At 33.9% G+C, this 16,796-nt stretch carries 11 protein-coding genes; 10 read left to right on the top strand and 1 reads right to left on the bottom strand.

The annotated features are described in order from the left end of the window. Nucleotides 1-128 precede the first annotated feature (128 nt). The 10 genes from LNP27_RS14960 (at nt 129) to LNP27_RS14915 (ending at nt 14,045) form a co-directional block, all read left to right on the top strand. Nucleotides 129-2,438 (top strand): glycoside hydrolase family 20 protein, encoded by a 2,310-nt coding sequence (locus LNP27_RS14960; protein WP_229942448.1) that lies wholly within the window; start codon nt 129-131, stop codon nt 2,436-2,438. Nucleotides 2,439-2,566: 128 nt separating this feature from the next. Further along, nucleotides 2,567-3,496 carry an ROK family protein gene (locus tag LNP27_RS14955; protein ID WP_229942447.1) on the top strand — a complete coding sequence of 310 codons (930 nt, stop codon included), beginning with the start codon at nt 2,567-2,569 and terminating at the stop codon, nt 3,494-3,496. Between the two features lie 37 nt (nt 3,497-3,533). Then, nucleotides 3,534-4,532 carry an isoaspartyl peptidase/L-asparaginase family protein gene (locus LNP27_RS14950; RefSeq protein ID WP_229942446.1) on the top strand — a complete coding sequence of 333 codons (999 nt, stop codon included), beginning with the start codon at nt 3,534-3,536 and terminating at the stop codon, nt 4,530-4,532. A gap of 7 nt (nt 4,533-4,539) precedes the next feature. Beyond that, nucleotides 4,540-5,217, top strand: a complete 678-nt coding sequence (locus tag LNP27_RS14945; protein WP_346432390.1) for a copper homeostasis protein CutC — start codon at nt 4,540-4,542, stop codon at nt 5,215-5,217. 421 nt (nt 5,218-5,638) lie between these two features. After that, nucleotides 5,639-6,220 carry an RNA polymerase sigma factor gene (locus LNP27_RS14940; protein ID WP_229942444.1) on the top strand — a complete coding sequence of 194 codons (582 nt, stop codon included), beginning with the start codon at nt 5,639-5,641 and terminating at the stop codon, nt 6,218-6,220. 63 nt (nt 6,221-6,283) lie between these two features. Next, nucleotides 6,284-7,447, top strand: a complete 1,164-nt coding sequence (locus tag LNP27_RS14935; protein ID WP_229942443.1) for a FecR family protein — start codon at nt 6,284-6,286, stop codon at nt 7,445-7,447. Nucleotides 7,448-7,662: 215 nt separating this feature from the next. Beyond that, entirely contained in the window at nt 7,663-8,877 is a 1,215-nt protein-coding gene (locus tag LNP27_RS14930) for a SusC/RagA family TonB-linked outer membrane protein (protein WP_229942442.1), read from the top strand. Continuing rightward, nucleotides 8,867-11,065: a SusC/RagA family TonB-linked outer membrane protein gene (locus LNP27_RS14925; protein ID WP_229942441.1), complete on the top strand. Its 2,199-nt coding sequence runs from the start codon at nt 8,867-8,869 to the stop codon at nt 11,063-11,065. The genes LNP27_RS14930 and LNP27_RS14925 overlap by 11 nt, the downstream gene beginning before the upstream one ends. A gap of 19 nt (nt 11,066-11,084) precedes the next feature. Then, a complete protein-coding gene (locus LNP27_RS14920; RefSeq protein WP_229942440.1) occupies nt 11,085-13,085 on the top strand; it encodes a RagB/SusD family nutrient uptake outer membrane protein in 2,001 nt (666 codons plus the stop codon). Between the two features lie 129 nt (nt 13,086-13,214). Further along, complete coding sequence (locus LNP27_RS14915; protein ID WP_229942439.1) at nt 13,215-14,045, top strand: glycoside hydrolase family 16 protein; 831 nt, start codon at nt 13,215-13,217, stop codon at nt 14,043-14,045. Between the two features lie 87 nt (nt 14,046-14,132). On the opposite strand, the gene LNP27_RS14910 is transcribed toward LNP27_RS14915, so the two are convergent. Beyond that, the gene (locus tag LNP27_RS14910) at nt 14,133-16,541 is read right to left on the bottom strand and encodes a TonB-dependent receptor (protein ID WP_229942438.1); all 2,409 of its coding nucleotides are present in this window, start codon (nt 16,539-16,541) and stop codon (nt 14,133-14,135) included. Between the last annotated feature and the right edge of the window lie 255 nt (nt 16,542-16,796).

Here is a 16,796-nt window from a genome sequence, read left to right as displayed (position 1 = left end):
ACGAAAGATCCGCGAAGATAGCAGGTAATTGACTGGGTTTCCACTTTAATACACTAAGTAACTATTATCTAAAATTTGCGTCTTTGTGGCAAATGAAATAATAAACGAATTAATAAAAATAAAAGAAAATGAAAAAGACAATTTTAATAGCCAGTTTGCTCTTCACGATGCTGCTGCAGGCGCAACAAGCAGTGCATATTATTCCACAACCGTTGAGTTTAGAAATGAAGGAAGGCAATTTTGTAATGGATAATAATACAACGGTTCAATTTCCAAAAAACGATAAAGCTGTTGCAGATGTAGTTCATTTTTTTACAGAATATGTAAATAAAGTGACTGGCTTTACCTTAAAGTCAAATCAACCTAAAGCGAAAGCGATTGTTTTTAGTATCGAAAAAATAAAAGAAATTGGTGACGAAGGCTATTTGATATCGGTAAATCCAAAAGGGATTTTGGTGAAAGCTAATTCTTCTAAAGGATTATTTTACGGAGTGCAATCTTTACTACAGACGTTGCCTTTTATAAGAACTAATGATGTGGTACAAATCCCAAGCATGGAAATCAAAGATTATCCACGTTTTGGATGGAGAGGAATGATGCTTGATGTGAGTCGCCATTTCTTTTCGACTGAATTGGTAAAGGAATTTATAGATTTATTGGCAACTTACAAAATGAATGTTTTTCATTGGCATCTAGTTGATGGTGCAGGATGGCGTTTAGAAATTAAAAAATATCCAAAATTGACACAACAAGCTGCTTGGCGCGTTGAGGATTGGGGGAAACCTTGGGATTGGGCAGGAATAGAATTTAATGCGGACAGAAGCAAATCGACTTACGGAGGGTATTATACACAGGAGCAAGCTAAGGATATTGTGGCTTACGCCAAAGCAAGAAATATTACCGTAGTTCCAGAAATCGAGATGCCAGGTCACTCTGAGGCTGCAATGGCTGCTTATCCAGAACTTTCTTGTAATCCTAAAAATACATTTGCACAGTCAGGTAATTTTTTAGCCTCTAAAGTAGAAAGTAATTATTGCGCAGGAAATGACCAAGCTTTTGGTTTTTTACAGGATATTTTAGTTGAGGTAATGGCTATTTTTCCATCTAAATATATTCACGTTGGAGGTGATGAAGTTGACAAAAAGAGCTGGAAAAACTGTCCTAAATGTCAAGCCAGAATGAAAACGGAGAATTTGAAAGATGAAAAGGAACTACAGAGTTATTTCATTCGTCGAATGGAAAAATTCATCGTTTCTAAAAACAGAAAAATGATTGGTTGGGACGAAATCCTAGAAGGCGGATTGGCTCCAGAAGCTACCGTTATGAGTTGGCAAGGTGAGGCAGGTGGAATTGAAGCCGCTAAAATGGGACATGATGTAATTATGACACCGGGTTACCCACTTTACTTTGACCATTATCAAGGTGATCCAGAAACAGAGCCGTTAGCAATTGGAGGTTTTAATACGTTGAAAAAAGTATATCACTACGAACCAATTCCAGCAGAATTAACTGTGGAGGAAGGAAAAAGAGTGTTAGGGTCTCAAGCGAATCTATGGACGGAATATGTTCCAACTTACGAACATGTTGAGTATATGATCTTACCTCGTATGCCCGCACTGGCAGAAGTATTGTGGTCTTCAAAAGGAAGCCGCAATTGGGAGAATTTCAACAAGCGTTTACAGCCTCATTTAGTAGGTTATGAGCAAAAAGGATTCCATTATTCTAAAGGGAATTATAAGGTAGATATTAAACCAATTGTTGCAAACAACTCACTTTCTATAGCATTAGAAACGGAGAATGCTGATGGCGTAATTTATTACACAACAGATGGTAGTGTACCAACAATTGGAAGTACTAAATATGAAAAACCTTTTGTAGTAACGACTTCTATGACTGTAAAAGCTATAATGGCTTTGAACGGTAAAGTGATGAATACCAAGCCTGCTGAACAATCTTTTACTTTTAATAAAGCTACAGGAAAAGCTGTCAAATACGAAAGTGTAAACAGTCGTTATTATCCTGCAAATGGTGTTAATACTTTGACTGACGGATTTAGAGGAACTAAAGATATAGGCAAGCAGTGGCATGGTTTCAGTGGAAATGATATGGTTGCGACAATTGATTTAGGAACTCCAGTTTTAGCAAGTAGTATTTCATTGGGTACAATTCAAAATTGGCCGCAATGGGTGTTTTTTCCACAATGGGTAAAGTTTGAAGTGTCAGTAGATGGAATTAATTTCAAAGAAATTAAAACGGTAAATAATACAATTCCTGTTGATGCCAGAGATACACAAATACAAGATTTCAAGACTAAATTTCCTGAACAAAAGATAAAAGCAGTTCGTGTTACCGCTAAAAATTTAGGAAAATGTCCTGTAGGTCATCCAGGAGAGAAGCAAGCTGCTTGGTTGTTTGTTGATGAAATTATTGTAGAATAATAGAGAACTAAAATCAATTAGTATTTTTTAAATAAGATAGAGAGTATAGAAATAGGTATGCAATACTGAGAGTTTAATTTGAAAAAGATTAGATTTTCATTTGCGGACCATACAATTAATAAGAATAAATGAAAGATATATTCGCTATAGGATTAGATGTAGGTGGAAGCCATATCACGGCTGGAATTATAGCTGTTAATGATATGAAAGTGCTTAAGTCTTCTTTATATAAAGAATCATTTGATTCGAATCTTCAGGCTGATCAGGTTATGGATATTTGGGAACGAGTGATTCGCACATCATTGAAAAACTCCGGAATCGGAGAGTTTTCAGGGATTTCCGTTTGTATGCCGGGGCCTTTTGATTACAGAAATGGAATTTGTTGGATAAAGGGACAAACAAAATACGAACATTTTTACGGATTAGATGTTCGAAAATTAATTCAAGACCGACTTGAGTTGTCGTATGATTTTCCGGTTCTTTTTGAGAATGATGCCGATAGTTTTGGTAAAGGAGAAGTTTTTAAAAATGCTGAAAACCGAACGAAAAAGGTAATGGCAGTTACACTTGGAACTGGATTGGGAGCTTGTTTTATAGAAAAGGGAGAAGCAATTTCAACAGGTAATTATGTACCGAAAGATGGCGAATTATACAATGCTTCTTATAAAGATAGCGTAGCCGAGGATTATGTTTCTGCCCGTGGATTGATTAATAATTATTATAAATTGAGTGGAGCTAAAGTTGAGACTGGATTAGAAATTTTTAATTTGGCCACAGCCGGAGATAATTTGGCTATTGAAGCATTTCAAAAATTTGGAGAAGATTTAGGATCAATTGTATCTCCTTGGCTAAAAATATTTGAAGCGGATAGTTTTATAATTGGTGGGAAAATTGCCAATGCAAGTACTTTTTTCTTACCTTCATTTGAGGATAAAATTAAAAAGCAAGGCTGCAATGTAAAAGTTACCATTTCTTCTAATAATGAGATAGCAGCTTTATTGGGCGCTACAAGTTTGATTTATAAAGAATGTTTTAATGACAAATTTGTTCGTTTTTAGATTTAAGATGTGATTTTAATGAATTAAAAATAATAAGATGAGTAATCGTAGAAATTTTATAAAGACTGCTGCAGCGGCTTCGGTGGCTGTTGCATTAAATTCATTTGGTGTAAAGTCTGAAGAAGAAAATAATACCGTTAGCTCCAAAAAAGGGAAGAAACCTATTGTTCTTTCTACTTGGAATTTCGGAATTCAAGCGAATGAAGCGGCTTGGGAAGTATTGAAAAATAAAGGCCGTGCACTTGATGCTGTAGAAGCTGGCGTGAAAATTCCCGAGGGCGATCCAAAAGAACGCAGCGTGGGCTACGGCGGAAGACCTGATAGAGACGGGCGTGTAACGCTCGATTCTTGCATTATGGATGAGCAATCTAATATAGGATCGGTTGGTTGTTTGGAAAATATAAAACACCCTATTTCTGTGGCGCGAGCTGTTATGGAAAAAACGCCACACGTGATGTTAGTAGGTGATGGTGCTTTGCAATTTGCCTTATCGCAAGGGTTTAAAAAGGAGAATTTATTGACCGAAGAATCCGAAAAAGAATGGAAGGAATGGCTAAAAGATAGTAAATATAAACCCATTGCGAATATTGAAAATCACGATACTATTGGAATGATCGCTTTGGATGCTGACGGTAATCTTTCGGGAGCTTGTACTACCAGTGGAATGGCTTTCAAAATGCACGGTCGGTTAGGCGATTCTCCTATTATAGGTGCGGGTTTGTTTGTCGATAACGAAATTGGTGCAGCTACAGCAACAGGCCATGGAGAAGAAGTGATTCGAATTTCGGGTTGCCATTTGGTTGTCGAATTAATGCGCCAAGGTAAATCACCACAAAAAGCATGTGAAGAAGCCGTTGCGCGAATTGTCAAACTGACTAAGAACAGAAATAAAGAGCTAAAGGACATTCAGGTAGGTTTTATTGCATTGAATAAGAAAGGAGAATATGGATCGTATTGTATTCAAGGAGGTTTTAATTATGCCGTTCATGACGACACTGGAAATAGATTAATTGATGCTGAATATTTTTTAAAATAAAATGAAAATGAATAAATTAGAAATTGCGTGTTTTAATCTTAGAAGTGCACTTATAGCGCAAGTAAATGGAGCCGACAGAGTCGAGTTGTGCGCTAATATGAATGAAGGCGGAACTACACCTGATTTTGAAATTGCTAAGCAAGCTCGTAAAGAATTGAATATCGATTTGAATGTAATGATTCGACCACGTGGTGGTGATTTTGCTTATACGAATGCCGAATTTGAACAAATGAAAGAAGAAATTATAGCGTTCAAAAAACTAAATGTAGATGGTTTTGTCTTCGGGATTTTAGATAAAGACGGCAATGTCAATAAAGAACAAAATAGCGAATTAGTGGCATTGGCAGATCCTGTTCCCTGTACGTTTCATCGTGCTTTTGATGTAGTAAATAATGTATATCAATCTCTTGAAACGGTGATCGAATGCGGTTTTAAAACAATACTAACTTCTGGTCAAGAACTAAATGTAGTCGAAGGTATTGAGGTGTTAGCTGAATTAGTTGTTAAAGCTAATGGAAGAATAACAATTATGCCAGGTGGTGGATTGCGCTCAACAAATATTGGTTTACTAAAAGAAAAAACGAATGCTAGTTTTTACCATTCATCAGCAATTGTTGAATTAGGTGAAACCGCTAGTGGTGATGAAGTGAAAGCTTTAAAGAGAAAATTAGAATGTAGCCTCTAAGGAAATTCTTTAGGCAAACTAGGAATAAAATAAAAATTCGTCCGTAAAAATCGACTCTGCTTAAATGAAGATGATTTTTAGGACGAATTTTTTATTGAATAGATAGCTGTTTTTGGTTTAATTGGTCAATTTTTTAACTAAAATTTTGTTTATAATTTATTTATTATTATTTTTTTTGTTTAATACAGCGTATTTTTTGTTTGGTAAATACAAAATGCTTAATATTGAAAAAATAGAGATTTAGGCTTTTATTTGTAGTTTAATTCGGGTTTTTCTCGACCTTTTTGATGGAAGTGAACAGAGTAGATTAATCTAACACTCAAAATATCAAGAAAAAGCTTCTCGTACTATTTTTAATTGACTTTATTTTTAGACTATAAAATAATCACACAAACATCAATAATTATTAAATAAGATTTTCTTGAAATCCATTAGCAAATATACTGATAAAGAATTACTCGACCTTCTTTCTAACGATAGTAGTAAGGCTTTCGAGGAAATTTACCACAGATATTGGCAGTCAATGATTGATGCTGCATTTAGGAGGATAAAAGATATTGATAATAGTAAAGATATAGTACAAAATGTTTTTATCGATTTATGGAATAGAAGGAATAAGGTAGAAATTGAAAATTTAGCTGCTTATCTAAATACAGCGGTACGCTTTCAGGTTTTTAAGATTTTCTCAAAGAAAAAATCAAGTCCTGTTTTCCTTGAGTTATTTGATACCATTCTTAGTCAGCATAATTGTCCCGAAAGTGATTTGCATGATCAGGATCTAAAAATTCTCTTCGATAGTTGGATTAATTGTCTTCCTGAAAAAAGAAGGAAAATATTTCTGCTACACTTTCGTGAAAATCGTAGTACAAAGGAAATCGCTGAGTTATTGCAAATTTCGCAAAAAACTGTTCAAAACCAAGTAGGCCGTGCAACTACTGATTTATATGACAAAGTGATACTTTCTACACTTGTTTTGGTTGCATTAAATGAAATAATAAAATAAAATTTAGTTTTTTTTTTGGGAGTTTTATATTTTTCCGGTACATCTATATAAAGGGAAGATAGTATGACCAATTTAATTAGGAAAAAAGCATTCATAAAAATCATAAAAAAGTACCTCAAGGGGAAAGCTTCTAATGCTGAAGTTTCGTTTCTTGAGAAGTATTACAATCACTTTGAGAAAGAGTCAAGTGTTACTTCTTTACTTTCCGATAAGGAGAAAGAAAATTTAGAGAAAGAATTGTTTACCGGAATCTTACAAAAAACTACGAAAAAGAAGAAAACCTTCCAATTAAGCAAAATCAGCTGGTACAAACAAGCGGCAGCAGCCTTAATTCTTCTGTTTATAGGTCTAGGAACTTATTATAATTTTATTTCGACAAGCGATTCCGAAACTATTGTTATTACAGCTCCTGTTTTGGCTAAAAAAGATTTACCTCCAGGAGGAAATAGAGCCATACTTACATTATCTAATGGTTCTACTGTTGTTTTAGATTCTACAAAGAATGGACTTGTTACTCAGCAGTCCAATACTCAAATAGTTAAAACAGCTAAAGGACAACTATCGTACACTACTTTAAATCAAACTACTAAAGAATTAATTTATAACTCCGTTAGTACGCCCCGAGGTGGAGAATATCAACTCGTATTGCCAGATGGGACTAAGGTTTGGTTAAATGCTGCTTCTTCCATTCGTTTTCCTGTTGCTTTTGTAGGGAAGGAAAGAAAAGTAACAATTACTGGTGAAGCTTATTTTGAGGTGGCAAAAAACAAAAAAATGCCCTTTATTGTTAGTTTAGCTAAGATGGATATTGAAGTGTTAGGTACTCATTTTAATGTTTCATCGTATCGTGATGAGTCTGTAATTAAAACAACATTGTTAGAAGGTGCTGTAAAAATTAATAGCGAAAAATCAGCAATTTGCCTGGTGCCAGGGGAACAGTCTCAACTAAATGGAAGCGGTCAGTTATCTAAGAAAAACAATATTGATTTAAATAAAGAAGTTGCTTGGACTAAGGGGAAATTTCAATTTAATTCTAATACGATACAAGAAATTATGCTTCAGCTAAGTCGCTGGTATGACGTAGAAGTTGTTTATCAAGGAAAAGTTAGTACTGAAACATTTAGTGCTATAGTTAAGCGCTCTAGTAATATTTCTCAAGTTTTAAAATTAATGGAAACTTCGGGAGTAAAATTTGAAATTGAAGGAAAGAAAATTTATGTAAAATAAAACCAATGCCTATGTAAAAAATTAGAAATAAAATAAAACCGCATAGTGTTTGCACCACTACACGGTTAAAATTTTAAGGTCAAAGTCAAAAAACTAATTGCGAAAAAAGTTATTTATTATGTTTAACCAAAATTCAAACCAAATTTATGAATTATTTATTTAAAAAGTACCCACCTAGAAATAATAGTAGGGACTATTCCAAAACATTACTAATTATGAAATTAAGTGTTGTTCTGCTTTTTGTTGCTTGTTTTCAGGTAAGTGCAGCTGTTTTTTCACAAACAGTAACTCTATCTTCAAAAAGTATTCCATTGAAAAAAGTATTTGAGGAGATTAACAAACAAACAGGTTATGATTTTTTTATAAAAGACGCATTGCTAAAACAAGTTGGTAATGTGAGTGTAAATGTTAAGAACGCTACCGTTAGTGCTTTATTGCATCAGTGTTTAGACAACACAAATCTTAACTTCTATATTTCGAATAATACTGTAACAGTTAATTCTAAACCAGTAAAAATTTCGGGATCAGCTGTACAACAAATAGTTACCGGAAAAGTTGTGGATGAAACTGGTTTTCCTTTAGCTGGAGTTACTGTAAGTGTTAAGGGAAGTACGATAGCAACAGTTACTAAAGAAGACGGAACCTTTACTATTGAAGTACCTGCAAAATCATCGAGACTTATTTTTTCGTTTATTGGAATGGCAACTCAAGAAGTGGCTGTAAGCAGTACTCCAATTACTGTTATCTTAAAAGGATCAGACGAACAATTAGATGATGTAGTTGTAGTAGGTTATGGTAAACAGAGAAGTGCTCAAGTTGTAAGTGCGGTGTCTTCCATAAAAGGAGAAGAGTTAAAATTACCAGGACGAAGCTTAAATAATTCATTGGCAGGTCGAGTTGCAGGTCTTTTTGCTATTCAAAGAAGTGGTGAGCCAGGTTATGACAATGCTGAAATTTATATTAGAGGTATTAGTTCTTTTGCTGGGGGTACGGGTGCATTGATTCTTGTGGATGGCGTACCTCGTAATATGTCAGATATTAGCCCTGAAGAAATAGAGACATTTACGATATTGAAAGATGCTTCTGCAACTGCTGTATATGGATCTGAAGGAGCCAATGGTGTTATTCTTATTACTTCAAAAAGAGGTCTAAAACAAAAAACAGCGATTGACTTTAGAGTTGATCATACTTATAATAGTCCTACTAGAGTGATGCCGTTTTTGGGTTCAGGTGATTATTTAAGATTGTATAATGAAGCAAAGTGGAATACAGAAGGGAATCCTGATATGGCCTCTTTTAATCCTTATAAAACTGACGAACAAATTGCATTATATGAAAGCGGAGTAGACCCTGATTTATATCCAAATGTAAACTGGATGGATTTATTAAAAAAAAACAGCTTTAAATTCAAAGTATTCCTTGACTTTTAGAGGAGGTGGAGATAAGATGCGTTTTTTTGTAAGCACCTCGTACTTTAACGAAGAAGGTGCATTTAAATCAAACCCAATTGATTTTACTGAGTTTAATAAAAATATAAAGTATGATACAAATATTGGTTTAAAACGATTTAACCTTAGATCGAATATTGATATGGACGTATCTGAAACAACTAAGTTAAATGTAGATGTTTCAACTCAATATCTTACCACTAACTATCCTGGGACAGGTACAGGTACAATTTTTGATGCAATGATGCGCTCTGCTCCACATTTAGTTCCAATGATCTATTCAAATGGGTATCCAGCAAGATTTAATAATTCAAGTAGTTTTACTAATCCATATACGTTGTTAAATCTAAGAGGTTATACTAAAGAGTACAGAGTTAACTTGCAAACTAATATCGGGATAGAACAAAGGTTTAAACCTGTTCCAGGTTTAGTATGGAAATTCAGAACTGCTTTTGATTCTGATTTCAATTCAAATGTTTCTAAAGTACGAAATCCAAGTGAATATTATGCAGATTCTAGAGATGCAGAAGGAAATTTAATATTAAGAAAAGTTATTAACGGTGCGGCTACTGCAACAGAAGCGACTGGCGGTGGATTTGCTGGTGGAAATAAAAAAATATATATGGAAACATCGCTAGCCTATGCAACAAAAATAGGCTCAGATCATGATATTTCGAGTTTATTTTTATTATCACAAAAAGAATCTCAATTACAAAATGTTGCTTATCCTTATAAGAAGCAAAGTGCAGTAGGTAGAATTAGCTATGCATATGGGAATAAATATTTTACGGATGCTAGTTTTGGTTTTACTGGTAGTGAAAATTTTGCGCCTGAGAATCGCTTTGGTTTCTTTCCAGCCTTTGGATTAGGTTATATGTTGACCAACGAGTATAAAATTGGTGATTTAATACAATCTGTTGGAATTAATAAACTGAAATTACGAGTTTCTTATGGTAAAACTGGTAATGATCAAGTTTCAAACACTAGATTTCCGTACAAAGAAAATTTAAACTGGACAGGTAGTACTCTTAATTTAGGGATGAGCTCATCGGGCGGAATTAATTCATCCGGGAACCTAATTTTTGAAAAGCAGGCTTATAATCCTAATATTCATTGGGAAGTGGAAGATAAAAAGAATATAGGAATAGATCTAACTGCTTGGCACAATTCATTAAACTTTACCATTGATTATTTTGACAACCTTAGACATGATATTTTATTAGCAAGAAATACTGTTAGTCAGGTCGCTGGATTACAGCAAGCTCCTTTTGAGAATTTCGGAAAAGTTTCGAATCATGGTATAGATGCAAGTTTAAATTTAAACAAAAAAATTAATGATTTTAGCATAGGGGGAACAGGAACATTCACTTTTGCGAAAAATAAAATAATTGAAATGGATGAAGTTCCAAGAGCGGAGTGGTATCAAAATACTACAGGAACTAGCATAGGTACAATTGATGGATGGGTTGATGAGAGACTTTATACTCATGATGACTTTGATATAATAGTTAATCCTACTACAGGAACGAAAACCTACAATTTAAAAGAAGGCTTTCCAACATCTAAATTAGGGAATGTAGCGCCTGGAAATATTAAATATGCAGATTTAAATAATGACGGTGTTATTGATGGATTTGACTGGACAAAACATGTAGATGGTGCTAAAACTTCAATTCCTCAAATTATTTATGGATTTGGAATAAATGTTGAATATAAAGGTTTTTATGCAAGTACTTTCTTTCAAGGAGTGGCTAATACAACTGCATATTTAGATCCTGGTTTTATGATTCCATTTGTAGGTTCTAATCCATTGGCAACTTCAACAAAAGGCTTTTCATTGGATAGATGGTCTGAAGAAAATCCAAATCCAAATGCCTTACTTCCTCGTTTGCAGATAAACAATACAAATCAAAGCGACAATAGAAGAAGTTCTTGGTTTTTAAGAGATGCAGGTTTTTTAAGATTAAAAAATGCAGAAGTTGGATTTAATTTTAATAAAAAGCAATTAGAACGAGTAGGGTTTAGCAAAGTTAGAGTATATGTATTAGGTACCAACTTAGCAATTTGGGATAAAATAAAATATTGGGATCCAGAGCAAGGGGGTTCCGCAGGCGGAGGACGATATCCGATTCAAAGATCAATAGATATTGGAATAGACGTATCATTTTAATTAATACAATCAAAATCACATGAAAAAATATACAATCTTAAATTTAGTTTTCATATTATGCGCTATTGTAGGCTTAAATTCTTGCACTGATTATTTGAGTGTTGAAGATGATTTTTCAGCCTCAGATTCAAAAGATTATATACTAAGAGATCCTGGACAATCACGAAGATTTCAAAGAACAATCTACCTTGCAATGCCTAATTACTCTAATTATGCATCTGCATCTGCAGGAGGTTTAGATAATCCTTGGGCATCTATGAGTGATGAATTATCTAATAATGCCATTGGTACTCTACAGAATATTGGCACATTGGGATATAATTCTTTTACAGCATCCTCACATCGTTGGCAAACTCTTTACAAAACAATAAGAACAGCAAGTATTTATATTAATGGGGCTCAAGTTATCGGTAAACAAGGAGATCCTGATTTTGTAGATGAAGCAGAAATAAAATCTCTTAAAGCAGAATGTCATTTTTTTAGGGCGTACTCCTACTATCTGCTTTTGGAACAATATGGTCCTATTCCAGTATTAGATCAAATCGCAGATCCATCAGATGCACATTCTGATTTTGAAAGAAATTCAGTTGATGAAGTAATAGCTGCTATCGAAAAAGATTTAGCTATAGCTATTAACGATCTTAATCCAACTAGAATTTCAAATGCTTATCCAAGTGGTTTTCAAGAAGATCGTTTGGCGGTTCCAACAATAGGAGTTGCGTTAGCACTAAGAGCAAAACTATTAGTTTTAACAGCATCTCCTTTGTTAAATGGTGGTTTCAGTGAAGGGTTAGCGTTAACAAACCTTGATGGGAAAAAATTATTTCCTAATTACGATGCGAACAAATGGGTAAAGGCTAGGGATGCATTAAAAAATTTTTTAGACTATGCAGAACAAGGAAATTACGAACTATATAGAAGTGCATCTAATGACCCAAACCTTAATATATATGAATTATTTCAACGCTATAATAAGGAAATAATATGGGCAAATCCTGCGCAAAGTTGGTCGACGGTGGAAGCTGCTCAAACGCCTAGAGATATAACAACTACTGCAGGAGGAGGAACTGGATCTACACTTGGTGTGACACAACAAATGGTTGATGCCTTTTTTATGAAGAATGGATTAGCGACAACTGATGCAGGCTCTACTTATGAAGCAACGGGTTTTGCAAATGTATTGAATCCTGCCACTAGATTTGTTAAAAGCGGATCTACAGTATATATGACTGATAGCAATGTTTTAAAAGCATATGCTAATCGTGAGCCCCGTTTTTATGCAGCTGTAACTTATCACGGTAAAAGCTGGCATGATGTAGTTTCTAATCCTGCATTACAAGGAACAACTCCAGCTACCTCAAAAGTAACCAAAGTTTTATTTGCAAGAGACGTACCTTCGTCTAAAGCTCCTTCACCATTACCAGGATATGGAGGAATAGCAAATAATGATAATAGGTTGGGAGGTTTTCCAAAAACAGGTTATTTATGTTATAAAAATTCTAACAGAACAATACATCCAACTGTTGGTTCGGGTATTAGAAGTGTGTATAGGCCATCTATAATTTTTCGTCTAGCTGATTTCTATTTATTGTACGCCGAGGTATTAAATGAAATTGATCCAAGTAGTCCTGATATCGTTAAGTATCTTGATTTAGTTAGAAATAGAGCAGGTATTCCGGGTTATGTAGCTATGGAAAATAGTGGTGCGAAAACAGGGGTGATTGGAAATAAAAATGCAATTAGAAATGCTATTGTCGCAGAACGACGAGTTGAGTTATTCACTGAAGGTCAACGTTATTTTGACGTTCGCCGTTGGATGATCGCCGATAAAGTTGAAGGTAGACAAGGCGGTTTTTTTACTGGAATGAATATGGATGGTGAGGCAAACGATTTGTCATTTTTTCAAATTAGAAATAGTGATCCTAACGCTAGAATATTTGAAAGATCTATGTATTTATACCCAATACAAATGTCAGAAATGCAAAATAGTAAAAAATTAGTGCAAAACCCAGGTTGGTAAAAAACTTAAGTTCATAAAAATAAATTATGCATTTCCCTTTGTTAGTGATGTGGTTATTTTTTAATCCATATTGTAGCATAGGAAATGCATTTTTTTTTTAAATCTATTAGTAAAAATAATATTAGAGCTATGTGTTATATAAAAAATATAAGTTATGCATGTATTGTTGCGCTTTTCGCCTGTTGTACTGCTCAAGAAACTGTACAAGAGCCCATAATAATCAAACCGGTCGCAAAATCATGGAAATTGGTATATGCTGATGAATTTGATGGTAGTGAATACAATAAAAAATATTGGACTAGCTATCAAACGCAGTCGTGGAAATCAGCATGGAATTATTATGTAGTTCCTAATGACGCTTCATTGGCCGAAGTAAAAGAGGGAAATTTGTATTTAAGAGCGAGATGGAATTCTAATACTGATCTACCGGAAACAGGGGCAATACAAACATTGAATAAGCTGAGTTTTAAATACGGTAAATTAGAGGTGAGAGCAAAGTTTACAAGCTCAGGAGTAGGTGGTTGGCCTGCAATATGGTTAATGCCACAGAATCCAGTATATAGTGGTTGGCCTCAAGGTGGAGAAATTGATATAATGGAACGGCTAAATAACGATTCATTCGTACATCAGGTAGTGCATCAAGTGGACGGAAATTCAAATCCAATTTCAACAGATAGTAAACCTGTAATTAACGCATCCGATTATAATACTTTTGGGATAATAAAAACACCTAATCGTATTGAGTTCTATGTGAATAATAAGCTAATTAGTACCTATGAAGCTACGGGCAATAAAAAAGATAAATGGCCATTTGAAACAGATTTCTATCTTATTCTTAATTATGCTTGTGCAGATAAAGGACAATCAGGAAAATATTTCTGGCCAGGAAATGTAACTTCTACAGCTAATTTCCCTTACGAAATGGCAGTTGATTATGTTAGAATTTGGGAAGAGCAATAATAAATTTATCAAAAAACCCAGAGTTGGCATACTCTGGGTTTTTTTTGGGTAACAAAACTATTAAAAACTAATTCTCTACATTTTTTTTTAGAATAATCCTCCGCCACTTTCTTTAGTGTTACTGTCTCTTTGTTTACGCTGTAAACTTTTGTTTTTGCCTGCACCAAACATATAATTGAAGCCAACATACACCGATTGGCTTTCCCAAGTAAATTGACCTACTTGAGGATACGGATTATCTCCATAAAATCCAGCCTTCATCGTATCGAAAATATCGTTGAAACGAACACTTAAAGTCGCTTTGTTTTTTAGGAATGAATAGCGCCCTCCGGCATCAATTTTATACATTTCTTTTCCGTTAAATTGAACGCCATCAACTCCTGATCTATAGAATCCAAATAATAAGAATCGTAAACTTTTAGTAGCTTTAAAATTACTGTTGAAACGGGCATTAAATGCTGAAGCATTTACTTCTTTGTTGGCAAAACTGTACATATAGGTTGTTGAGTTTAATACTGAAACTAATCCTTTTTGTTTGATGCTCGAAAAATCTATCGCGGGTTGAATATCCCACCAGCTGTTAATTTTATAATTCAATGAAGCTTCAAAGCCATAAGAGGTGTTGTCACTAAAATTACCATAACTCATAATTTGTCTGTCTTGATTTTGTGGATCTGGATATAGAATTCTATTGATTTCGTTATTTATTGATCTCACAAAAACTCCTGTAGTTATAGACCCTTTTTCGATAGTTTTAGTGTAATTAATCTCTACAGAATTAGTAAATTGAGGTTCTAATTCCGGATTACCTATTGAGGTTACTCTAGGAGTACTGAATTCTCTGATAGGTTTAGTTTGTGATAAACTAGGTCTGTCTACTCGGCGACTATAACTCATTTGAAACTGATCTTTTTCGCTTAGAGAATAGGTGATAGATGCCGAAGGGTATAGAGTAATATAATCATCTTTGTATGCCGTTGCTCCGTTTAAAGAGGCATTTACTTTGTAGCTTTCAAAACGGCTACCCAATTGATAACCAATTTTTTTAAATTTTTGTCCAAAAGTAACGTATGCTGAATAGATGTCTAAATCATAATTGTAGATAGAATTTGATAACGAACTGTTATTGGTAACATAGTTATTCTCGGTTCTTACAATTCGAGTTTCAGCACCTAGCTCTAATTTAGTTTTGTCATTTAATGGATTTACATAATCTAGATTGATCGTAGAATTTTTTCTTTTTTCACCAATGTTGTCAGTATAAGCGCTAGTTGGGATGCTTGAATTGTTGAAAGTAGTACGAAAATTAGCATCCTGATTTCCCGAATAAATGCTTTGGTTTATTTCTAAATCCAAAGTTTCTCCCTCTTTTTTTGTTAAATGTTTGAATGCTAAATTGTAAGTTCCGTCATTATTTTTTCCGTCGTATTTTGAGTTTTGCAGTAAGTTTTTTGTAGCATCAGGATTCAGGATGCTTACGTCAACTATTCCATCTCCAATAAGTTTGTTTTGATTGGTATAAACAGAAAGCGTATTTTTATCATTGATGAAATAGTCCATTCCAATTTTGAACAAATGGGATTTATCATTGTTTTTGATGTCAAACATTTGATTGGATTGATCGTCTAATCTTAAAATACTTCCTTCGTTAAATTTTTTACCAAAATTATTACCGTAAGTTCCAAAAAAGTTCACCTTGCCAGTTCTATAATTCATATTAAGTGAATTACTAATCTTTGGTGTTTTCGCAAAAGTTAAACCTGTATTGATGCTAGCATTGAACCCATCACTTGCATTTTTATTCAAAACAATGTTAATGATTCCAGACATTCCTTCTGGATTGTATTTAGCACTTGGATTAGTGATTAATTCAATTTTTTTAATAGAGGTAGAAGGGATTTGTTTCAATAATTGTGCTGCGTCAATGTTGCTTGGACGGCCATCCACTAGAACACGTACGTTTTCATTACCTCTCAATGAAATTTTTCCATCTTGATCAACGTTTACCGATGGAATGTTATTCATGATTTCTGATGCTGTGGCGCCAGCGGTAGTCAGATCTTTACCAACATTGATTACTTTTCTGTCGATTTTTTGTTCTATTGTAGAGCGTTCGCTCACGATGTCAACCCCTTTTAATTGGATAGCATCTTCTTCAATAGCAATTGTATTTAAGTTAATGCTGCTGTTTTCAGTCAGTTTTGCTGATTTTGTAATCGTCTTATAACCAATGAACTGAATCTCTATAACATAGTTTTTTAGTGCTAAGTTTTTTATTTGAAAAGTCCCTTTATCAGATGTTATTCCGCCAGTAACCACTTTGTTGTTTTCTTTTACAACAATATTTACATACGGTAAAGGTTCGCTTGTTTTTTTGTCAATTACCTTTCCTGAAATAGTTCCTGTGTTCTCCAGAAGGTTCGTTTTGACCGCAGTTTGTGCTTGCAACGAAAATAGTGTTGCGATAAAGCACATTAATGTTAGTTTGATTTTCATGATTGATTTATTTAATGGATTGATGATTACGTTACTTATTCATTTTAGTAATAAATAGCATATAGTTTTATAATGCATTTACTATTTAATGATACACAGTAGACTTAGAAATATTTTTTTTGTTACAACTTTTTTTAAAAAAATGTAATTGATTCAAATGATAAATTGTTAAGTGTCTCATTATTAGTGAGAAATTATCTTATTTGTCAATTCTAAAATTCCCGCAGAATAACTATCTTTGCGCCCTTAAAACAG

The sequence above is a fragment of the Flavobacterium galactosidilyticum genome (assembly GCF_020911945.1).
Taxonomy (GTDB): Bacteria; Bacteroidota; Bacteroidia; order Flavobacteriales; family Flavobacteriaceae; genus Flavobacterium; species Flavobacterium galactosidilyticum.
The sequence above is the reverse complement of the archived record's forward strand: the minus strand, read 5'-3'. Positions and strand labels throughout refer to the sequence as shown.

What these genes read in the sequence shown, in the direction of transcription:
- LNP27_RS14960 (WP_229942448.1), top strand. Translation starts at nt 129, where the DNA reads ATGAAAAAGACAATTTTAATAGCCAGTTTGCTCTTCACGATGCTGCTG.
- LNP27_RS14955 (WP_229942447.1), top strand. Translation starts at nt 2,567, where the DNA reads ATGAAAGATATATTCGCTATAGGATTAGATGTAGGTGGAAGCCATATC.
- LNP27_RS14950 (WP_229942446.1), top strand. Translation starts at nt 3,534, where the DNA reads ATGAGTAATCGTAGAAATTTTATAAAGACTGCTGCAGCGGCTTCGGTG.
- LNP27_RS14945 (WP_346432390.1), top strand. Translation starts at nt 4,540, where the DNA reads ATGAATAAATTAGAAATTGCGTGTTTTAATCTTAGAAGTGCACTTATA.
- LNP27_RS14935 (WP_229942443.1), top strand. Translation starts at nt 6,284, where the DNA reads ATGACCAATTTAATTAGGAAAAAAGCATTCATAAAAATCATAAAAAAG.
- LNP27_RS14930 (WP_229942442.1), top strand. Translation starts at nt 7,663, where the DNA reads ATGAAATTAAGTGTTGTTCTGCTTTTTGTTGCTTGTTTTCAGGTAAGT.
- LNP27_RS14920 (WP_229942440.1), top strand. Translation starts at nt 11,085, where the DNA reads ATGAAAAAATATACAATCTTAAATTTAGTTTTCATATTATGCGCTATT.
- LNP27_RS14915 (WP_229942439.1), top strand. Translation starts at nt 13,215, where the DNA reads ATGTGTTATATAAAAAATATAAGTTATGCATGTATTGTTGCGCTTTTC.
- LNP27_RS14910 (WP_229942438.1), bottom strand. Translation starts at nt 16,541, where the DNA reads ATGAAAATCAAACTAACATTAATGTGCTTTATCGCAACACTATTTTCG.